Source organism: Bradyrhizobium ganzhouense, from assembly GCF_049949285.1.
Lineage (GTDB): Bacteria > Pseudomonadota > Alphaproteobacteria > Rhizobiales > Xanthobacteraceae > Bradyrhizobium > Bradyrhizobium ganzhouense.
In genome coordinates this window covers 6,610,836-6,630,469 of sequence record NZ_CP181318.1, presented here as the reverse complement: position 1 = coordinate 6,630,469, position 19,634 = coordinate 6,610,836, and the positions used below count along the sequence as shown (strand labels likewise).

Annotated in this window: 21 protein-coding genes; 13 read left to right on the top strand and 8 right to left on the bottom strand. The window is 63.0% G+C overall.

Annotated elements, in window-relative coordinates; genetic code table 11:
- Position 1: 1 nt before the first annotated feature.
- Positions 2-688: a hypothetical protein gene (locus ACLFLU_RS30685; RefSeq protein ID WP_426408470.1), complete on the top strand. Its 687-nt coding sequence runs from the start codon at positions 2-4 to the stop codon at positions 686-688.
- 468 nt (positions 689-1,156) lie between these two features.
- On the opposite strand, the gene ACLFLU_RS30680 is transcribed toward ACLFLU_RS30685, so the two are convergent.
- Positions 1,157-1,849, bottom strand: a complete 693-nt coding sequence (locus ACLFLU_RS30680) for an SDR family NAD(P)-dependent oxidoreductase (protein ID WP_426408469.1) — start codon at positions 1,847-1,849, stop codon at positions 1,157-1,159.
- A 258-nt stretch (positions 1,850-2,107) separates the two neighbouring features.
- Here ACLFLU_RS30680 and ACLFLU_RS30675 point away from each other — a divergent pair, with 258 nt between their 5' ends.
- The 9 genes from ACLFLU_RS30675 to ACLFLU_RS30635 all read left to right on the top strand — a co-directional run bounded on the left by ACLFLU_RS30675 (position 2,108) and on the right by ACLFLU_RS30635 (position 10,925).
- Positions 2,108-2,911 carry an SDR family oxidoreductase gene (locus ACLFLU_RS30675; protein ID WP_426408468.1) on the top strand — a complete coding sequence of 268 codons (804 nt, stop codon included), beginning with the start codon at positions 2,108-2,110 and terminating at the stop codon, positions 2,909-2,911.
- Complete coding sequence (locus ACLFLU_RS30670; RefSeq protein ID WP_426408467.1) at positions 2,904-4,106, top strand: pyridoxal phosphate-dependent aminotransferase; 1,203 nt, start codon at positions 2,904-2,906, stop codon at positions 4,104-4,106. Before ACLFLU_RS30675 ends, ACLFLU_RS30670 begins: the two co-directional genes overlap by 8 nt.
- Positions 4,107-4,323: 217 nt before the next feature.
- On the top strand, positions 4,324-5,256 hold the full coding sequence (locus ACLFLU_RS30665; protein WP_426408466.1) for an ABC transporter permease: 933 nt from the start codon (positions 4,324-4,326) through the stop codon (positions 5,254-5,256).
- Positions 5,256-6,059: an ABC transporter permease gene (locus ACLFLU_RS30660; RefSeq protein ID WP_426408465.1), complete on the top strand. Its 804-nt coding sequence runs from the start codon at positions 5,256-5,258 to the stop codon at positions 6,057-6,059. Before ACLFLU_RS30665 ends, ACLFLU_RS30660 begins: the two co-directional genes overlap by 1 nt.
- Positions 6,060-6,087: 28 nt before the next feature.
- A complete protein-coding gene (locus ACLFLU_RS30655) occupies positions 6,088-7,152 on the top strand; it encodes an extracellular solute-binding protein (protein WP_426408464.1) in 1,065 nt (354 codons plus the stop codon).
- A gap of 10 nt (positions 7,153-7,162) precedes the next feature.
- Entirely contained in the window at positions 7,163-8,257 is a 1,095-nt protein-coding gene (locus ACLFLU_RS30650; protein ID WP_426408463.1) for an ABC transporter ATP-binding protein, read from the top strand.
- A 138-nt stretch (positions 8,258-8,395) separates the two neighbouring features.
- The gene (gene pxpB, locus ACLFLU_RS30645) at positions 8,396-9,091 is read left to right on the top strand and encodes a 5-oxoprolinase subunit PxpB (protein ID WP_426408462.1); all 696 of its coding nucleotides are present in this window, start codon (positions 8,396-8,398) and stop codon (positions 9,089-9,091) included.
- Positions 9,088-10,065, top strand: coding sequence for a biotin-dependent carboxyltransferase family protein (locus ACLFLU_RS30640; RefSeq protein WP_426408461.1), 978 nt, complete (start codon positions 9,088-9,090; stop codon positions 10,063-10,065). The genes pxpB (ACLFLU_RS30645) and ACLFLU_RS30640 overlap by 4 nt, the downstream gene beginning before the upstream one ends.
- A 92-nt stretch (positions 10,066-10,157) precedes the next feature.
- Positions 10,158-10,925 carry a 5-oxoprolinase subunit PxpA gene (locus ACLFLU_RS30635; RefSeq protein ID WP_426408460.1) on the top strand — a complete coding sequence of 256 codons (768 nt, stop codon included), beginning with the start codon at positions 10,158-10,160 and terminating at the stop codon, positions 10,923-10,925.
- On the opposite strand, the gene ACLFLU_RS30630 is transcribed toward ACLFLU_RS30635, so the two are convergent.
- From ACLFLU_RS30630 to ACLFLU_RS30605, 6 genes are read right to left on the bottom strand one after another with little or no spacing between them, the layout of a single operon-like run.
- The gene (locus ACLFLU_RS30630) at positions 10,918-11,322 is read right to left on the bottom strand and encodes an acetyl-CoA carboxylase biotin carboxyl carrier protein (RefSeq protein WP_426408459.1); all 405 of its coding nucleotides are present in this window, start codon (positions 11,320-11,322) and stop codon (positions 10,918-10,920) included. The genes ACLFLU_RS30635 and ACLFLU_RS30630 overlap by 8 nt on opposite strands.
- On the bottom strand, positions 11,313-12,290 hold the full coding sequence (locus ACLFLU_RS30625) for a biotin-dependent carboxyltransferase family protein (protein WP_426408458.1): 978 nt from the start codon (positions 12,288-12,290) through the stop codon (positions 11,313-11,315). The genes ACLFLU_RS30630 and ACLFLU_RS30625 overlap by 10 nt, the downstream gene beginning before the upstream one ends.
- Entirely contained in the window at positions 12,287-12,949 is a 663-nt protein-coding gene (gene pxpB / locus ACLFLU_RS30620) for a 5-oxoprolinase subunit PxpB (RefSeq protein ID WP_426408457.1), read from the bottom strand. Before pxpB (ACLFLU_RS30620) ends, ACLFLU_RS30625 begins: the two co-directional genes overlap by 4 nt.
- A complete protein-coding gene (gene accC, locus ACLFLU_RS30615; RefSeq protein WP_426408456.1) occupies positions 12,946-14,301 on the bottom strand; it encodes an acetyl-CoA carboxylase biotin carboxylase subunit in 1,356 nt (451 codons plus the stop codon). The genes pxpB (ACLFLU_RS30620) and accC overlap by 4 nt, the downstream gene beginning before the upstream one ends.
- Positions 14,301-14,759, bottom strand: coding sequence for an acetyl-CoA carboxylase biotin carboxyl carrier protein (locus ACLFLU_RS30610; protein WP_426408455.1), 459 nt, complete (start codon positions 14,757-14,759; stop codon positions 14,301-14,303). The genes accC and ACLFLU_RS30610 overlap by 1 nt, the downstream gene beginning before the upstream one ends.
- 47 nt (positions 14,760-14,806) lie before the next feature.
- A complete protein-coding gene (locus ACLFLU_RS30605) occupies positions 14,807-15,562 on the bottom strand; it encodes an SDR family oxidoreductase (protein WP_426408454.1) in 756 nt (251 codons plus the stop codon).
- 178 nt (positions 15,563-15,740) lie between these two features.
- Between ACLFLU_RS30605 and ACLFLU_RS30600 the strand changes: the two genes are divergently transcribed.
- The 3 genes from ACLFLU_RS30600 (at position 15,741) to ACLFLU_RS30590 (ending at position 18,532) form a co-directional block, all read left to right on the top strand.
- Positions 15,741-16,727 carry a LysR substrate-binding domain-containing protein gene (locus tag ACLFLU_RS30600; RefSeq protein ID WP_426408453.1) on the top strand — a complete coding sequence of 329 codons (987 nt, stop codon included), beginning with the start codon at positions 15,741-15,743 and terminating at the stop codon, positions 16,725-16,727.
- Positions 16,728-16,823: 96 nt separating this feature from the next.
- Positions 16,824-17,495: a 4-carboxy-4-hydroxy-2-oxoadipate aldolase/oxaloacetate decarboxylase gene (locus tag ACLFLU_RS30595; protein ID WP_426408452.1), complete on the top strand. Its 672-nt coding sequence runs from the start codon at positions 16,824-16,826 to the stop codon at positions 17,493-17,495.
- A gap of 38 nt (positions 17,496-17,533) precedes the next feature.
- Positions 17,534-18,532 (top strand): peptidyl-alpha-hydroxyglycine alpha-amidating lyase family protein, encoded by a 999-nt coding sequence (locus tag ACLFLU_RS30590; RefSeq protein ID WP_426408451.1) that lies wholly within the window; start codon positions 17,534-17,536, stop codon positions 18,530-18,532.
- Between the two features lie 182 nt (positions 18,533-18,714).
- Here the strand turns inward: ACLFLU_RS30590 and ACLFLU_RS30585 are convergent, their stop codons facing one another.
- Positions 18,715-19,539 carry a GntR family transcriptional regulator gene (locus ACLFLU_RS30585; protein ID WP_426408450.1) on the bottom strand — a complete coding sequence of 275 codons (825 nt, stop codon included), beginning with the start codon at positions 19,537-19,539 and terminating at the stop codon, positions 18,715-18,717.
- Positions 19,540-19,634: the final 95 nt, after the last annotated feature.

Here is a 19,634-nt window from a genome sequence, read left to right as displayed (position 1 = left end):
AATGGCCAAGTATGACATCACAAGGCTTAACGTTGCGATTGATCGGCTGCTTGCGGTGACCCAGAATCCGCGGCATCGGTTCATGCTGCAAGCTTACAGCCGACACCGGTATCTGGAGGTCGCCGGACGCTACGAAGAGATTTTTGCGCCGGAGATGATGTCGGAACACCCGGTCTATCATGTCCATGCCGATGATACCAACGCGAAGCTTGAAGGCCAGGAAGCAGTCAAGAGCCTTTACCGGATGTGGGCGCAAACCAACCAGTCAATCTTCTACACCGAGAACGAGCAGGTTGCGGTCGCGGACAATTTCATCGCGTCCGTGACGGTGGCCCACCAGCAAGTCGCTGGCCGGTCTTTGCTGGCGAACAAGGCGATGTCGCACCTGCCCGGCTTTCTGTCCGAAGCGATCCTGAAACGGGTTCTCGCCGCGAAGAGCTTCAAGGCGGACGAGAACTCCATGTATCTCTACACAAATGTCATTCAGATGATCTGGCCCTATGACGATCGCGGACGGCTGGTCGGCGAAGACGTCTGGGAGCCCGATCCGGACAAGGCGGTGATCACCAAGCTGGACCCGGCCGATGTGGTGACCACGGAGATGGCCGGCAAGGCGCTCGCTCCCTTGATCAAGCCGCTTCCGTCTTTTGACGAGGAGGTACTTGGCGCGGCGCGAAGGTCCGCTTGATGGCCATGGGCCACTGGATCTCTATTTCCATAAATGAGAGTCCTTATGAGGGCCGGCTAGCGAACTGGTTGCCGCCCCGTGGGGCGGGTTCAATATGACCGTGAACCTCTACGGCCCGAAGTCGGATGCGTCGGTGGGAGATAGAGCCCGCCGTCGTGCGTGAAGACACCGCGGCCTGTCGGCTCAACGAAGTTGCTCGAAACGCCGATCCGAAACATCGGCGCTTCGCTTTGACCGTGCGACGAATGCCCACTTTCGATCGAATAAGCCCAGTGGTGCGACCGGTAAGTCATTGATTGTTCTCTACCCGTCGCTGTCTCTTAACAGCGGGTCCCAGGTTCGAGCCCTGGTGCGCCCACCATATAAAGGTGTTCTTCGATAAGGATGTCGCCGGAGAACCAGAATTGGACAGTTCGGGTCGGCCGACGATTCGCTCTTCTGCTACGAATATGGCCGTCTCCCCGCGCTTTAGAGCATCGGCTCGAACTGGCAGTGCACGAGCATCTCGGACACGGACGCGTTGTTCGGCAGCATGAGTGCGGTTTCCACCAGGCGGGCGATGTCGTCCGGCTGGCTCATCTCGTGACGGGGAATCTCATCGTCGTTCAGCGTCATGTCGGTGGCAACGTAGCCCGGGCAGATCACCGTCGCCCGAATGCCGGCCGCGCGTCCCTCCCGGCGAATGCCGTGGGTGAGCGCGACCACCGCGAACTTGGTCATGGCGTAGCCGACGTTGCTTCCCACGCGCTTTCCGGAAAGCGACCCCAGATTGACGACTCGCCCATGACCACAGACGGCGAGATGCGGCAGGGTGGCTCTGACGAGGCGTAGAGGACCCTTGACGTTCACGCGCCACATGTCATCTAGTTCGCTTTCGCCCTCGTCGGAGACGCGAACTCTGGGGTTGATCCCGGCTGCATTGATGATGGCATCGACGCCGCCCCACCGCGCGACCGTTGCATTGGCCCAGGCAAGCGGGCTCTTGGCGTCTTCGGCGTCATAGCGGTGCGTCATCAGCCGCTCGCTCTCCACGAGCCGGCTTGGATCGCGCATCCCCGCCGATAGCCTGAAGCCCGCCGATAACAGTCGCTCGACGACGGCGCGTCCGATGCCGCGCGATGCCCCCGAGACCATGACGATCCGATTGCCGACCTCTAACATTTCCGTCCGTCTCCTATGGGTGAGCCAGGGGCACCCGCGAAATGTAGGAGGACGGGACCGATGGCGAGTAAGAGAAATTCACTCTGGCGGTATTGGGGGCGCTTATGGCCCGCGGGCCCCGCACCGCCCGGTCGGGATATTGGATGTCCTTATGAGGGCAGAACAAATCCGCTGTATGCCGGCATCGGCGCATGCACGTAATTTTCCCGCCGCCCTGGCTGCCTGCAAAGATTGGCTGCCTGCAAAAGAGCCCTGCGGATGGGATTTTCGGACTATCGAACGGCGTTGGTGACGGGCGTATCCTCGGGTATCGGGGCCGCGGCGGTTCGGCGCCTCCGCGCCGAGGGGCTCGAGGTCCATGCGCTGGCGCGCGACCATCGGCGGTTGGCAAGCCTGTCGGCCGAGACCGGATGTCGCATATGCGAAGTCGACGTCAACGATCTCGAGGCCCTGACACGGCTGGTGGGCTCGGCCGAGTTCGACGTTCTCGTCAACAATGCCGGTCAATCGCGGCGCAGCAATATCCTGGATACGGCGCCTGATGATGTCGATGCGCTGGTCGACGTCAATCTGCGCGCGGTCCTGCATCTGACACGGCTCGTCGTGCCAGGCATGGCAAAGCGCGACCGCGGCCATGTTATCAACGTCTCGTCGATCGCCGGCCATTACGCCTTTGGCGAGAACGCGACGACATTCAATTCCTCCGTGGCCTATCACGCCACCAAGGCGGGCATTCATTCGCTGTCGCAGCAGTTGCGTGTCGATCTTTACGGGACCCGCGTTCGCGTCACCGAAATCTCGCCCGGACGCGTGGCGACGAGCATCTTCCAGAACCAGAATGCTGCCGACAACCCGAATGCCCGCTTCGTCGGCGCGTTCGAGACGCTCGAGTCCGACGACATTGCAGATGCCATTGCATTCGCGGTGGGGGCGCCGGCGCGGATGAACGTCGCGATGATCGAGGTCGTCCCCACGTTCCAGGTCGTCGGCGAATTGCGCTTCGCGAGCCGATCCGAGGCCGCGCGATTGAAAGAAATGAGAAGTGGAGCTGACAATGCCTGAACTCGCAAACCGCCTCAAGACCGTGAAGGTATCGGCCTCCGCGGCGATGACGGACAAGGCGCGGGAACTCCGTGATGCAGGCGTCAGGATTGTTGGCTTGTCGTCCGGCGAGCCCGACTTTCCGACGCCGCCGCATGCGATCGAGGCCGCACACCGGGCGGCGCTGGCTGGCGATACCAAATATCCCGCGCAGCCGGGGACGGTCGCGCTGAGGACCGCGGTCCAACGCAAGTTCAAGCGGGAGAACAATCTCGACTACGCCCTCGACGAGATCCTGATCGCCAACGGCGGCAAGCAGATCATCTTCAATGCGCTGTTCGCCACCTGCAATCCCGGCGACGAGGTCGTCATTCCGGCGCCGGGCTGGATCACCTATGCCGACATTGTGCAACTGGCAGAAGCGACGCCCGTTGCCGTGCCCTGTCCAGAGAACAATCAGTTCAAGCTCCGCCCGGCGGACCTCGAGGCTGCGATCACGCCGAGGACGAAGTGGTTGATCCTGAATTTTCCCAACAATCCGACCGGCGCGGCCTGCACGCGTGACGAGATGCGCGCCATCGCCGACGTCATGTTGAAATACCCTGATGTCTGGATCCTCACCGACGACATCTACGAGCATCTTACCTACGACGGCTTCGAGTTCTGCACCATTGCGGAGGTCGAGCCGCGGCTGAAGAACCGCGTCGTGACCGTGAACGGCGCGTCGAAGGCCTACGCCATGACGGGCTGGCGGGTCGGTTATTGCGGCGGGCCCAAGGACCTGATCGCGGCAATGAACAACGTCCACGGCCAGGCGACCGGCGGAATCTGCACCGTAAGCCAGGCGGCGGCGGTGGCAGTCCTGGACGGTCCGCAGGATTTCCTGATGGAGCGCGCGGACATCTATCGCGACCGACGTGACCTGGTGGTCAAGCTCCTGAACCAGATTCCCGGCATCACCTGCCACAAGCCCCAAGGGGCGTTCTACGTGTTTCCGAACATCGCCGGTTGCATCGGCAAGACCACGAAGGGCGGTCGGCGGCTGGAAACTGACGCCGACTTCATCTCGGCGCTGCTGGAAGAGCAGCATGTCGCCGCGGTGCCCGGGGGCGCCTACGGCATGAGCCCATATTTCCGCATTTCCTACGCGACCGATACTGAAGCGCTGAGGGAAGGCTGCCGGCGCATTGCGAGCTTCTGCGAAGGGCTGCGCTGACCGGGCTTGAGACGACAGGAGGACTGACCCGACGGAGAATGAAAGATGCGTCCAGCGGCATTTGTCGATCAAGATCGGAGCAATATGCCGAACCAATTGTCATAATCGTTCCTGATGCCCCTAAACGAAGATGTTCTTGGTCCTGTAGCATGGCGACGCATAAGCTTTGTGCAAAGAGGGGATTGCCTTGGTATTGCGCAGTCGAGGACAGCCAGCGATGACCACCAGCGACGATCCGGTGGCAGTTTTGACTGTTGAAGCACCTCCGGTCGCCCGGCGGCGGTCGCCTTGGCGCATGGCGCTGCCTGTCGGGCTGCTTGCCGTCCCGATGCTGGCGTTCCTGACCTATTTCTTCTTCTACCCAGCCCTTGGACTGCTGCTCTCGAGCATCCAGACGCAGGACAGCCGCGGCATCATCGGCCGTCCGTTCACGCTCGCGCACTACGCGCGCCTCATCAATGTCGAGCTCTACGCACGCGTGCTTTGGACGACGCTGCGGATCAGCATCATCACCTCGGCCCTCGCGACCGTGCTCGCCTATCCGGTCGCGCTGGTGATGGTGAAGAGCCGTCCCATGGTCACGCGCATCATCACGCTGATCGTCATTGCGCCGCTGATCGTCAGCGTGGTCGTTCGCGGATATGGCTGGCAGCTCGTGCTCCAGAACGGCCCGAAGGGAATGTTGAACTGGATCCTGATGACGCTGCATATTGTCGATGCCCCGATCTCGGTCCTCTACACCGAAGTGGCCGTCGTCATCGGATCGCTGCACGTGTTCTTCCCGATGATGGTGCTGCCGCTCGCCTCGGCGCTCGGCAAGATCGATCCCAATCTCGAAGATGCGGCCCGCATGCTCGGCGCGCCCTGGTGGAAGGTGTTCCTCCGGGTGACGCTGCCGCTCAGCATGCCGGGCTTCGTGGCCGGCTTCACGCTGGTCTTCTCGCTCACCGCCGGCTCGTTCGTCATTCCTGCGATCCTGGGCGGGGCCTCGGCGATCATGCTCGGCAACCTGATCGAGCAGCAGATCTTCGTCGTGTACGACTGGCCGTTCGGTGCGGCCATCGCCGCCGTTCTGGTCGGGCTGGTCCTGGCGGTGAACGGCCTCTCGATGTGGCTTCTGGAAGGCCGGCGTCTCAGGAGGCCCGAGTGATGGACGAGCGATTTTCCGGCTTCGGCGCCTTCGTTCTCTACACCATCACCGCTGGCATGATGCTGTTCATCCTGGCGCCGCTTCTTCTCGTGATGGCGGTGTCGGTCTCCGACTCCTATTTCGTGACCTTCCCCCCGCAAGGCTTCACGCTGAAATGGTACGCCAAGGTTCTCCAGGACCGCGACTTCCTCGAGGCGATGAGGCTGAGCATCCTGCTGGCGCTCGGCACGACGGCAGGATCGCTCCTGCTGGGCGTGCCCGCGGCCTTTGCCCTGGTCCGCGGCAGGTTCTTTGGCCTCGCGGCGATCAAGGGGTTTTTGCTGTCGCCGCTGATCTTCCCGGCGCTGGTCACGGGCCTGGCGCTGCTTCAGGTTCTGACCAAGCTGGGCTCCCAGGATGCGCGGCTCAATCTGCTGATCGGGCACGTGGTGGTGACGTCGCCCTATGTCATCCGTACCGTCGTCACCAGCCTTCAACTGGTGGACGAGAATCTGGAGGACGCCGCGCGCACGCTCGGTGCCAACCGTTTGCGGACCTTCTGGCGCGTCACCCTGCCGCAGATCGCCTCCGGCGTCGCCGCCGGCGGACTGTTCGCCTTCATGGTGTCCTTCGACAATTACCCGGTCACGATGTGGCTGGCGAACTCCGAATATTCGCCCGTGCCGCTCGTCCTGATGCGGCAACTGGTTAACGTCTTTGACCCTTCCGTGCCCGCGATGTCGACGATCATCATCCTGATGGCGATGGTTGGCGTGCTGCTGCTTGAGAAACTGGTCGGCCTTCGCCGCGCGCTGGCCGCATGATGTGCATTGGTAGATGGAGATTGGACTCATGAAGCTGACACGTAGGACTCTCATTAAAGCCGGTGCATCCGCGATTGCGTTCCCGACCATCATCAGCCGGTCGTGGGCGCAAGACGCCAAGCAGCTGCATGTCGGCGTCTACAATTCCGCGCTGGGCAAGCTGATCCAGAAGGAGGTCATTCCGAAGTTCGAGGCCGAGTACAAGTGCCGCGTCTTCACGATCGAGGGCGCGACACTCTCCAACATCGCCGCTCTCCGCGCCACCCGCGACACGCCGCGCTTCAGCATGATGATGATGGATGACGTCGGCATCCCCCAGGCCAAGCAAGAAGGGCTGATCGACAAGCTCGATGCCGCCAAGATTCCGAATCTCGCTAAGGTCTATCCGCGCTATCTCTTCGAAGAGGATTATGGCGTCGGCTTCTCGATCTCGAGCGCGGCCATGTTCATCAATCCGCAGGTGACGAAGCCGCTCGAAAGCTATGAGCAGATCTTCGACGCGAAATATCGCAAGCAGATCCTGCTGAACACGCCCAAGAACACCCAGAGCGTTCTGATGCTCATCGTCGCCACGGCGCTGACGACGGGCAAGCCGCTGAAGGAGGCGCAATATCTGGTCGACAGCGGCTGGGACAAGCTTGCCGCTCTCAAGCCCAACGTCCTGACGATCTACGATAGCGAAGCCCAGGTGCTACAGGTGGCCCAGGGCCAGGCGACGATCGGCGGCATCGAATATTCGAAGGCGATCTATCCGCACACGGCGAAGGGCATGCCGATCGACATGACCTTCCCGAAGGAAGGCGCGTTCACCGGCATCAACAGCATGACGCTGGTCAAGAATGCGCCCGAGCCCGAGCTCGCCTGCGCGCTGATCAACCGCATCCTGGAGCCCTCGGTCGCCAAGATGCTGTCCGAGCAGACCCTCAGCGCTCCCTCGGTGGGCGGCATCGACTTCAAGCCGGAGACAGCCAGATTCCTTGCCTATCCCGACACCAAGGCGACCGATCTCGGGCTGTTTACGCCCGACTGGAATTTCATCGTTCCGCGCCGCGGCCCTTGGCTGGAGCGGTACAATCAGGTGTTCACGAGCTAGGCAGGTTGCCATGAGGTCCTCCGAAGTCAGGCTTGATCGCCTCAGCAAGGAATACAACCGCACCGTCGCGGTCGACGACGTGTCGCTCACGATCGAGCCGGGCCACATGGTGGCGCTGCTCGGTCCGAGCGGATGTGGCAAGACGACCTGCCTTCGCATGATCGCGGGGCTGATCCGTCCGACATCCGGCGACGTCTTCGTCAACGACAAACGGATGACGGACGTTCCCGTGCATCGCCGCAACGTCGGGATGCTGTTCCAGAACTACGCGTTGTTTCCTCATTTGACCGTCGAGGAGAACATCGCGTTCGGCCTGGAGATGCGCGGCATCGCCAAGGCCGATGCTGCGCGAAAGGTGAGCGAGGCGCTCAGCCTCGTCCAGCTGTCAAATTTCGGAAAGCGTTATCCGGCCCAGCTCTCCGGCGGTCAGCAACAGCGCGTCGCGCTCGGCCGTGCCCTGGTGATCGAACCGGCGATGCTGCTGCTCGACGAGCCGCTCGGCGCGCTCGACAAGGGACTTCGCGAGAGCATGCAGGTCGAGCTGCGCGCGCTTCAGCGCAGGCTCGGCCTGACCACCGTCATGGTGACTCACGACCAGGACGAAGCCTTGACCATGGCGGACAAGATCGTGGTGATGCGCGACGGCAAGCTCGAGCAGGTCGGTTCGGCGACGGAGATTTACCAGCGGCCGGCCTCGAAATTCGTCGCGCAGTTCATCGGCGCGTCAAATCTGTTTGAGGGTCCCATCGAGCAGCGTAACGGAAGCGGCGCTCTCATTCGTGTCTCACCCGAATTGAGCCTTCAGGTCGATCAGATACCGGTATCGGCGAGCGACGTAATGGTCTCGATCAGGCCCGAAGCAATCGTCGTCGAGAGAGTTGGCCAGACGTCGGCAGCGCAGCGCGCAAATAGCGTGACGGCGCGCGTCGACCAGGCCATCTATCGCGGGTTCATGAGTCACTACTACCTCAAGACGCCGAGCGGCGGGCAGATCATCGTGTTCGAGCAGAATCAATCGCAGGAAGCGGGACTTCGATACGCGGTGGGCGAGGAGGTTGTCGCGCGGTGGGAGGCACCCAGTAATCACGTCATCGCCCGTCAGTGAAGCTCGGGATGAGCTTGGCGTCTCGCGGGCAATCGACATCACTTATACCCGCAGACGAACATCGTCTTGGATCGGCCTGGACTGTGTGGCTAGAACAGGAGGCGGCGGCGCCACAGGCGTTGGACCAGTGAGGCCCCTTTGTCGATTAATCAGCCCAGCGCTCCCCTTGTCGGCGCGATCGAGAGAAGCCCGAAGATCAGCCTGATCGGCACGCTTGCGATGCTGGTCGAGGCGCCGGGCGATTTTGACCTCGTTCAGCAGGGTCGCATCTGGGCACTCGCGGATGCAGTGTCGTCCTGGCCCAACGTCCAGGAGGCCGTCATCGGTGTCACCAATGTGATGCTTGTATTCGATCAGCCGCCCGCGGATATCGGCATGCTCAGCGCCGAGATCGTCGAGCTGTGGCACCGCGTGCCCGGCCGCAAGGCCGATGGCAAGGTGATCGAAATCCCCGTGATCTATGGCGGCGAGTTCGGCTTCGATTTGCCGGCGGTCGCACAGCATGCAGGACTGCCCGCGCGCGAAATTATCAGGATTCACAGCGAAGGCGATTACACCGTCTGCGCCGTCGCGAGCTCGCCGGGGTTCGGCTATCTCCATGGCCTTGATCCGCGCATCTACATGCCGCGCAAATCCGTGCCGTCACTCAACATGCGCGCAGGCTCGGTCACGATCGGCGGGATGCAGACCGGCGTTGCGGTGCTGACAAGCCCGAATGGATGGAACGCCATCGGATGGGCCTCGGTCGCGATGTTCGACCCGCGGTCCGAACAGCCCTCGCTCATGCTTCCGGGGGATCGTGTCAAATTCAGGATCGATCGGATCGAGCTGTGATCGAGATCCTGACCAGCGCCGCCTTCAACACGATCCAGGATATCGGTCGCCACGGCGCGCGTCGTTTCGGCGTGAGCACATCAGGTGCGATGGATCCCGTCGCGCTCGCGGGTGGAAATGCGCTGCTCGGCAATGACGACAATGCGGCCGGCATCGAGATCCAGACCTTTCCGTTCCGCCTGCGGTTCCAGGCCGATGCCACATTTGCGCTAACGGGCGCCGATCACGACTCGACGCTGGCCGGATCATCCGTTCGTCCGTGGTGGTGCACGCGGGCGCGGGCTGGCGACATTCTCGCGATCGGGACGCCGCGCCGCGGCGCGCGCGTCTACGCAACGTTCGGCGGCGGCCTCGACGTTCCCCCCGTATTGGGCTCGCGCAGCACGCATCTGCGGGCTGGCTTCGGCGGGCTCGAGGGACGGACCTTGCAGGTTGGCGATGTCATTCCGGTCGGGACACCGCCGCACGAGGCTGGCCACCGCTTCGACTTCGGCGCGGTGCCGCCGGATGTCGCGATCGCAAAATCTGGCCTGGCTGATGACCGCGTGCTGCGGATACGCCTCATGCGGGCCGGCGAATATGATCTATTTTCTGAGGTGGCGCAGGCGAAATTCTGGTCCACCAAGTGGAAGATAAGCGCCCGCAGCGACCGCGGTGGATACCGTCTCACTGGAGACAAGCTGATCCTGGATGCGCCGGTCGAGATGCGTTCGCATGGCGTCGTGCCTGGCGTCGTGCAGGTGCCGCCGGGCGGCGAGCCGATCATCCAGATGAGCGATGCCAACACGGCCGGCGGCTATCCGAAGATGGCGGCTGTGATCCAGGCCGATCTCTGGCGCCTCGGCCAGGCGACGCCGGGATCGTTCATCGCCTTCAGCGAGGTGAGCTACCAGGACGCAGTCGCGGCCATGGCTCCCGTCAGCGATTATCTCGTGAAGTTGCGCGCGACCGCGGATCTCTATCGAGCGCTTTAGAGCATGATCCGGAAAAGTGTGAAGCGGTTTTCCGAAAAGATCATGCTCAAAACAAAAGTGGACGTCGGCAAAAACAAGAGCAGGGTGCGAACATGAAAATCGGCATCAATTCGGACATGGGCGAAGGTTTCGGCAATTACCGGATCTGCGACGACGAGGCGCTGATGGGCATCGTCTCGTCCGCCAACGTGGCGTGTGGCTTCCACGCCGGCGATCCCATCATGATGGATCGCATGGTCCGCCTCGCCAAGCAAAAGGGAGTCGAGGTCGGGGCTCATCCGGGCCTGCCCGATCTGCTTGGATTTGGCCGCCGCGTGATCCAGATGGACGCCGCCGAACTCGAGAAGCATATGGTCTATCAGATCGGCGCCCTGCAGGCGATCGCGGCTAATGCCGGCCATCGCGTGACCCATGTCAGCTTCCACGCCGCGATGGGCAATATGGTCAATGCCGACCCTGATATGGCCGAAATCGTCGCCCGCGCGATTGCGACCATCAATCGCGATTTCATCGTGTTCTCACAGCCGGATGCCGCGATCGTGCACGCTGCGCGCAAGGTGGGGCTGCGCATTCTGACGCTGCTCCTGGCCGATCGCGCCTATGACGAGCACGGTCATCTGGTATCGCGCAAGCTTCCCAACTCGGTGATCACCTCGACCGAAGCGGTTGCGGAACGCGTCAAGCGGTTCCTTGATAGTGGAACGGTGAAGACCATTGAGGGCAAGTCGATCAAGGTCGAGGCCCGTTCGATCCTGATCCACAGCGACACGCCCGGATCGGTCAATCTTGCCGGCACGGTGCGCCGCGTGATCGAAGAGGGCGGCGGCGAGGTCACGCCCGCAACCGTCCTGCTCAGTTGAGCGAGCGGATCCGCACGATCGGAGTGCCATAGCCGACCGTGGCGCCGGTCTCGGCAATCACGGCATCGACGGTGCCGGCGGCTGGCGCAACGATGGGGGCGTACAACAGGCCGATCTTGATCAGGCCAACGATCGCGCCGGCCTCGATACGCTGGCCGGGCGCGACGAACGGCTTGTCCTGCCAGGGATGGGCCGCAAGGAAGTGTCCCGCGACGTCGGCTTTGGCGATGACGGAGTGATCCGTCGCCGGGGCAGGCGTTGCGGACGCCGCGATCCTGGCACCGGTGTCGACGACGAGCTTCAGTATCAGTCCCGGCTCCTCGATCTCGATCGTGTCGACGCCGGACTTTGCGAGAATCTGCGCCAGGCGCTCGATATCGGTGATCTCTATCGGCATCTTCTGATTTCCTCGACAAGACGCACATTGGTCCTCAGCCGGTCGAGATAGGCCGACATCTCGGCTTCGGCTGCCAGCGCGTCGGAATAGGCGGTTTGCTCGAACCGCAGCTTGCTGCCGAGCCGCGCCTGCCCGACGCGCCAAAGATCGGCCCGGATCACGGTCGCGATCTTCGGATAGCCGCCCGATGTCTGTGCGTCGCGCATCTGAATGATGGGTTGTCCGTTGGGCGGAATCTGGATGACGCCGGGGACGATGCCGTGCGAGCGTTTCTCGACCGGCGCCACCGGCTTCACCGCAGGGCCCTGCAGGCGATAGCCGTAGCGGTTGCTCTGGGGCGTGATCTTCCAGCTGCTGGACCAGAACAGCGCCTGTGTGGCGGCGTCGAACGCGTCGTATTCGCCGGCGACAACAACCCTGACAATGGTCTCGTCCGCAGCGGCGTTCGGCCGTGCCAGCGTGATATCGGCCGGCTCGATCCCGAGTTCGCTGATAGTCGTGGTGGCTACACCGCAAGGCAGGACGTCGCCGGGCTGAAGCGGCCGCCCGTGCAAACCGCCGAACTCGCCGCGAAATTGCGTGCTGCGCGAGCCCAGCACGACAGGAACGTCGATGCCGCCGCTGATGGCCAGATAGAGGCGTGCGCCGTGGGACATCGCCTTGATGGTCAGAACGTCTCCTGCGCGCCCATGCGAGCGCCACCAGGATGGGATGGCGCGTCCTGCAATCTCGGACTCGACCCCGGCGCCAGTGAGCGCGAATGCCGTGTCCCGGCCGAAGCGGAGCCTGAACGGCAGCATCGGAATCTCGATGCCGGCCGCGTTCTCGTCGTTGCCGAGCAGGATGTTGCCGGAGCGCAGTGCGACATCGTCCATCGCTCCCGACGTGCCGACCCCGAAGCGATACTGGTCGAAGCGGCCAAGGTCCTGGATGCTGGCGGGACCTGTGACTGACAGGATCTCGATCACCGGATCACCCGTTCGATCTCGAAGCGGATGGTATCGCCCGGTGCGAGCGCGGCGGGCGTCGGCCAGGACGGGTCGAAGAACGTCCAGCTCGTGTGTCCGACGGCGTGCCAGCCGCTGGGGCCGGCCGAGGCCGAGACACCGGTTTGCGATCCGCCGATCGACACCGAGCCGCCCGCGGAACGTTGCAACGGTGTCTGTCGCCGCGGCATGGTGATGCGCGGATCCATGCCGCCGAGGTAGCAATAGCCGGGATGGCTGCCGAGTGCGAACACCGTGTAGAGCGGCGCGGCGTGGACCGCCACGACATCGTCGACGGACAGGCCGCAATGCTCGGCGACGGATTGGAGTTGTGACCCGATCTCGCCGCCATAGGTGACAGGCAGCCTGATTTCGCGGCCCCCAATCGCGAGCCCTTCCGCCGCGTCCCAGCCGTCGTGGAGCGCGGCGATCAGGGTGTCGAGCTCGCGGGGAGGGGTCTCGAAGGTCAGCATCATGTTGGTGATGCCGGGAATGGCCTCGCGGATTCCTGGCCATTTTGATGCAGTGGCCGCCAGTGCCCAGATCCGTCGCTGATGCGGCAGGTCGAACGCTCCAGGAGCCTCGAAAAGGAGAGCCGATGTGCCGAGCAGGCTGATCCGCGGCCGGTCGGGCGCCGTCATTGCGCGGCCACCTTCGCATTCATCCAGTGCTCGAGATGATGGATGTCGTAGCCGCCGCGGCAGAAGGTTGGATCGGCAAGGATCGCCTGATGCAATGGTACATTGGTCCGGATGCCTTCGGCACGTAATTCTGACAAGGCGACGCGCGCGCGGGCCAGCGCTTCGTCGCGGGTGCTGCCGTGGGCGATCAGCTTACCGATCAGCGAATCATAGTGACGGGGCACGGTGGCACCGGCAGCGATGTGTGAATCGACGCGGATGCCGATGCCGCCCGGAACGTCCCAGCGTGTCACGGTGCCTGGCGAGGGCGCAAAGGTCGCGGGGTCTTCGGCATTGATGCGAAATTCGACGGCATGGCCGACGCGCGCGATGTCGCCTTGTGCGATCTCGAGCTGTTCGCCACGCGCGATGCGGATCTGTTCTTTGACGATGTCGATCCCTGTCGTCATCTCGGTGACGGGATGCTCGACCTGGACGCGCGTGTTCATCTCGATGAAGAAGAACTGTCCGTCCTCGTAAAGGAATTCGAAAGTGCCGGCGCCGCGATAGCCGATCCGCCGGCAGGCTTCGACGCAGCTGGCGCCCACTTGCTCGATCAGCGCGCGGTCGATGCCGGGCGCCGGGGCTTCTTCGACCACCTTCTGATTCCTGCGCTGAAGCGAGCAGTCGCGGTCGCCGAGCCAGAGATGGTTGTCGTGCTGATCGCACAGCACCTGAATCTCGATATGGCGGGGCTTTTCGAGGAATTTCTCGACATAGACCGCAGCGTTCCCAAAGGCCTTGCTGGCTTCCGCGCGTGTCAGCGCCAGCGCCTCGTCCAGAGCGCCTTCGCTGCGCACGATCCGCATGCCACGCCCGCCGCCGCCGCCGGCGGCCTTGATGATGACGGGATAGCCGATGTCCCGGGCGATCGCGCGCACTTCCGAGGGATTATCCGGCAACGCACTGTCCGGACCGGGCACGCAAGGTACGCCTGCGGCCCGCATCGCGCGCTTCGCGGCAACCTTGTCTCCCATGGTGCGGATACAGTCCGCCGGAGGGCCGATGAAGGTGAGGCCGGCGCGTGCAATCCGCTCGGCGAACTCTGCGCTCTCCGATAGAAACCCGTAGCCGGGGTGAATCGCCTGGGCGCCGCTGACTTCGGCCGCGAGCAGGATCGCCGCGATATTGAGATAGGTGCTGCTCGCAGGCGCCGGCCCGATGCAGAGGGCCTGGTCGGCAAGCGCGACATAGCGCGCGTCGCGGTCCGCCTCCGAGTGAATGACGATCGTCTTGAGACCCATGGCCCGACAGGCGCGCTGGATTCGAAGCGCGATCTCGCCGCGATTGGCGATCAGGACCTTGTCGAACATCAGGATGAACCCGCAGGACCGATCCGGAACAGCGCCTGGCCGGCTGCGATCTCGTCACCGTTTTCGGCGAGGATCGCAAGCACGACACCGGGTGCCTCGGCGGCAATGTCGATGAAGGTTTTCATCGCCTCGATGATGCAAATCTTCTGCCCGGCCTCGATCCTCGCGCCGACCTCGACCAGCGCCGGCTCGTCCGGCGCCGCGGACCTGTAGAAGACGCCGTGCATCGGCGCGGGCACGATGAGGTCGGCGGTTGCCTGCGATGGAGGACTGTCCCGATGATCGGGCGCGGGGGCCTGCGGGCCGCTTCCGCTTGCAGGGGGAGCCAGGACCGGCGGTGCTTCCGCGGACGGACGCTTGAGGATGCGGATGCGCGTTCCGTCCTGCGTCAGCTCCAGCTCCGAGATGGAGGAGCGGGCGACCAGATCCACAAGTTGTTCGATCTTGGGGAAGTCCACGGTCACGCTCCGCGTTGACGGCCTATCGTGTTCGGGGCGTTCATGCATTACTCGGCCGGTCGGCTCTTCTGTGCAAAATTGAGGCCGCCGACGACTTGCTGGGTCGGCAGAACTTCCATGAAGGCGACATTCATGCGCGCCGGCGATCCGACCGCGAATGCGATCGAATTAGCGATGTCCTCAGGCTGGAGTGCATCATAGTCGTCGAAGAAGCGACGCTTGGCTTCGGCCAGATCACCGAGCAGCCGGCCGAAAACCTCGGTCTCGACCCGGGCCGGCGATATCTCGGTGACACGAACCCTGGTCCCGTAGAGATCGACGCGCAGTTGCTGCGACAGCGAATGAATGCCCGCTTTGGTGGCGTGATACACGGTGTTTCCGCCGCCAAACGCGTAGTGGCCAGCGATGGAGGAGATGTTGACGACGTGGCCGCGGTCACGGTGCGCCATGCCCGGCACGATCAGTCGCGTCAGATGCAGGACTGCGCGCAGATTGACGTCGATGAGTGCGTCCACGTCTTCAGGTGTCGTGTCCAGGATATTGCCGCGCCGGGACTGGCCGGCGTTGTTGACCAGGACATCGAACTCGGCCGACTTCACCAGTGCCGCAAGTGCATCGAGGTCGCTGATGTCGACGGCGCAGGGGCGGCATCCGGTCTCCGCAGACAGGGCGGTCAGGCGTGTGGCGTCGCGGGCCACGGCGTAGACTTCGAGCCCTTCCGCACGCAGGCGGCGAACCGTCGCAGCCCCTATTCCAGAGGATGCGCCCGTCACCAGGGCCGTCCGATAGTCCGAAAATCCCATCCGCGAGGGCTCCTCTGCTACCGTCCGACCCGCTGGCGGCTTCGGCTGCAACGCGAGCGGCGGACGAGTTCAGCACCAGCTATAGGCCCCTCAAGTTCCCAGTGGTAAGAAGAATTCCTTCTGATCCCATAGCTTCAGCCTATTGCTGCTGGACTGCTCCCTATCTGGAGACGCCGTATTGGATACGAAACGCTTGGAGGCTTTCATCAAGGTCGTGGATCTCGGCAGCATGACGAGCGCGGCGAAGGTGCTGAATGTCGCCCAGCCAGCCCTGAGCCAGCACATTGCGAGCCTGGAGGCGGACTTCAAGTGCAAGCTGCTCGACCGCAGCGCCCGTGGCGTCAAGCCCACCGAGGCCGGACGAATCCTCTATCGCTATGCCAAGTCGATCCAGCGGCAGATCGAAGAGGCCAGGCGCACCATTCTGGACAACAAGCCGGAACTGACCGGCAACGTGACGATCGGTCTGGCTCCGCTCAGTTCGGCGGCATTGCTGGCGACCCCGCTGCTGATGCAGGTGCGTGAACGCTATCCCGGCATCGTGCCGCACATTTACGACAGCTCCGGGGTCATGCTCAGCGAGATGATGCTGAAGGGGAGCATGGATATGGCTGTCCTCTACGGCGATCGCCCGGTGACCGGCCTCGATTACAAGCCGCTGATGCGTGAGTATTTCTATCTTGTCGCGCCCCGCACCATGTATCCCGAGCAAATGCCTCTGGAGGAAGTTTCGGCGGCGGAGGTCGCGCAATTCGACCTGCTTCTTCCGTATCGGGAATCTTTCCTGCGACAAACGGTCGAACGGGTCTGCGCCGAGGTGGGACTTCGCCCGCGCATCGTCGCCGAGATCCATTCCCAATCGACCCTCTCTTCGGCGATTGCAGCCGGAGTGGGGGCGGCAGTGCTGCCGATGTCGATCGCAAAGGAGTTACCGAACCTCGACGAACTCTGCATTCGGCGGATCAATGCACCGTCGGCCTCGCAGCAGATGTCATTATGCATTTCCGACAACGCTGCGTTGTCTGATGCGGCATTCGCTGTCTACAAGATCCTGCTCGAGATCATCGTCAAGACGTGGGGGCCGCTTGATCTCCACCTCGGCCCTTCTGCCATCGTCACGGACGGCCCAACGTCGCCTCTGGTTGAGCCGAAGGACGAGCCATAACGAAACACGATGCGGCAATCCTAAAATCTGAATTTGCTGCCTCGAGGCGGTTGGCTATGGAGGTGTAACGGAGATCGCGACCGCAAGGAGGTTATCATGGTGCATGTGATCAGGACATTCGATCGGCCCGCCGCCGAGCTTGTCGACCGCATCAAGAAGTTTCCTCCATCCACCCTTCATGAGGCGCAGGGGCGATCTGGCGCGCTGACGTCCCGCATCAAGCCGATCTATTCCGGGATGCGCGCCTGCGGACCGGCGCTGACGGTGAGTTGCCATCCAGCCGACAACATGATGCTGATCACGGCGATTTCGTTAGCCAAGCCCGGCGACGTGCTCGTGGTGAGCGCGGGCGATCATCCCGAGCAGGGCGGTTTCGGCGAGGTGTTGGCGACGGCCTGCGTTGCCAAGGGCATCGTCGGCCTGGTCACTGACGCGGGCGTTCGCGATGGCCTTGCGGTGCGCGACACCGGCTTCAACGTCTTCTCTTACGGTCTCTGCATGAAAGGCACCGTCAAGGAGACGCTTGGCACCATCAATCAACCGATCGTCATCGGCGGCATTGCCGTCCGCCCCGGCGATATCGTCAGTGCCGACGACGACGGCGTCGTGATCGTGCGGAAGGAGAACATCGCGGACGTCTGCGTCAAGTCGGCGGCGCGCGAGGACAAGGAAGCCGGCGTGATGAAGGCGCTCAAGGCCGGCGGCGACATCCTCGAACTCTCCGGCATCGGCAAGGTGCTGGAATCCAAGGGCTGCACGTTCGGCTAGCCGCCCCCGCGTCGTACACCGCAATGATGGGAGATCGGGTGGCAGCCATTCTCGGCTCTGGCGAGCACCGCTACCGCGTCGTCGACAATTGGGCGAAGCTGCCGGATGGCTGGCAGCTCACCGACGTCGCCTCCGTCGCCGTCGACAGCAAGGATCGCATCTACGTCTTCAACCGCGGCGCCCATCCGATGGTCGTGCTCGACCGTGACGGCAATTTTCTGCGCAGCTGGGGCGAGGGGTTGTTCTCCCGCGCCCACGGCCTGCATATCGATGCCGACGACAATCTCTACTGCACCGATGACGGCGACCACACGGTGCGAAAATGCACGACCGACGGCAAGGTGCTGTTGACGATTGGCGTCCCGGAAAAGCCGACAGCCTTCATGAGCGGCAATCCCTTCCATCGCTGCACCCACACGGCTTTGTCGCCGCAGGGCGATATCTACGTCTCAGACGGTTATGGCAACGCCCGCATCCATAAATTCACGCCAGACGGCAAGCTGATCAAGAGCTGGGGCGCGCCTGGCACCGATCCTGGCCAGTTCAACATCGTGCACAATGTCGTCGCTGATGCCGAAGGCTGGGTCTATGTCGCCGATCGCGAGAACCATCGCGTGCAGGTGTTCGACGGCAACGGCCGATATGAGACGCAGTGGAACAACCTGCACCGGCCCTGTGCGCTGTGCTGCTGCGGTGGCGGCAAGAACCCGACCTTCGTGGTCGGCGAGCTCGGCCCCGCCATGCCGGTCAACCGCAAGGTGCCCAATCTCGGCCCGCGGCTGTCGATCGTTGACGCCAAGGGAAAGCGCATCGCGCGGCTCGGCGGCGAGGATGGCCCCGGCATTGCAAGCGGAAAATTCCTCGCGCCGCACGGCATCGCGCTGGACTCCAGAGGCGACATGTATGTCGGTGAGGTCGGCGTTACCGACTGGAAGACGAATTTTCCCGACGAGGACATGCCGGCCGTGGTCCGCGCGACTAGGTGTTTGCAAAAGCTGGAACGCGTGGCGGACGTGACCGCTGGAAGCGGACCTTAATCTCTTAGTCAGCGGGTCCCAGGTTCGAGCCCTGGTGCGCCCACCAAATTTTCAATAGCTTAGGGACAATCTCGCAGCTGCCAATCCGACAGGCGGTCAGCGGCTATTCTGACAAATCCCGATTGCATCGACCGGTCTTCGCAAGATGGTCGCGGAGGAAGTCCGTGGTGTCGATCCGCACCTCATGGTTTGCCGTCAGGTAAGAGGCCGGCATCGAGATCGTGAAAGATCGAGCCGGCCGCAAGCGTGTTTACGTTGTCGATCGAGACATCCATCAACAGGCGGCTGCGTTCAGGCGAGATGTGAATGGTCAGGTGCTGTACGGGGCGGCGTTTGACGTCGTAAAGCAGCCGGGTGACCTTCACCAAGGGAGCGGCGAGCTCGGTGTTCAGCAGCTTGCCATAGAAGGGATTTGCGGCGACCGCGCTGATTTCCTGCACCACGCGTCCGAAGCGGATACCCTGCGCGATCAGAATCTCGTAAAGCGCATGCTTTTGCAGCTCCCGTCGTGTGATGCCGTGCCCGATGGCCTCGGGGACCCAAGCTTCGGTCACCATGACGGGCGTTGCCTGACGCCGGCGCAATCGAACGGCATGAACGGCGGCCATGCCGTCGACGAGATCAAGCTGGCGCGCGATATCGGCGGGCGGCGCGGCGGTTTCGACGCCGAGCACTTCGGCTTGTGTTTCGGTCGCCGATTTCCGCAGTGAATCGAGCAGGCTCAGAGTCGCCGACGGGCGGGCCAGAGGAAGCCGGTCACTGACGAAGGTGCCGCGTCCATGCCGCTTGTGCAGGAAGCCGCTGCTCTCGAGGTCGGCTACGGCGCGGCGGACTGTAATTCGCGAGACGTCGAATTCCGAGCCAAGCGCCTCCTCGTTTGGAATGGCGGTGCCCGGCGGGTACAGGCCACGCAGGATCTGGTCACGCAGGATAACGAAGAGCTGCCGATGTAGCGCCGTGCCAGGCGCGCGCGCGAGCAGTACATCCGTTTTGATCTGATTATTCATGAAGATAGCAATCCGAACCCGAACTCGCTGCAGCCTAGCACATCCGCGCTTGATTTTCCATCATCATAACGTTATGACCTCAGTACGAATAAGCA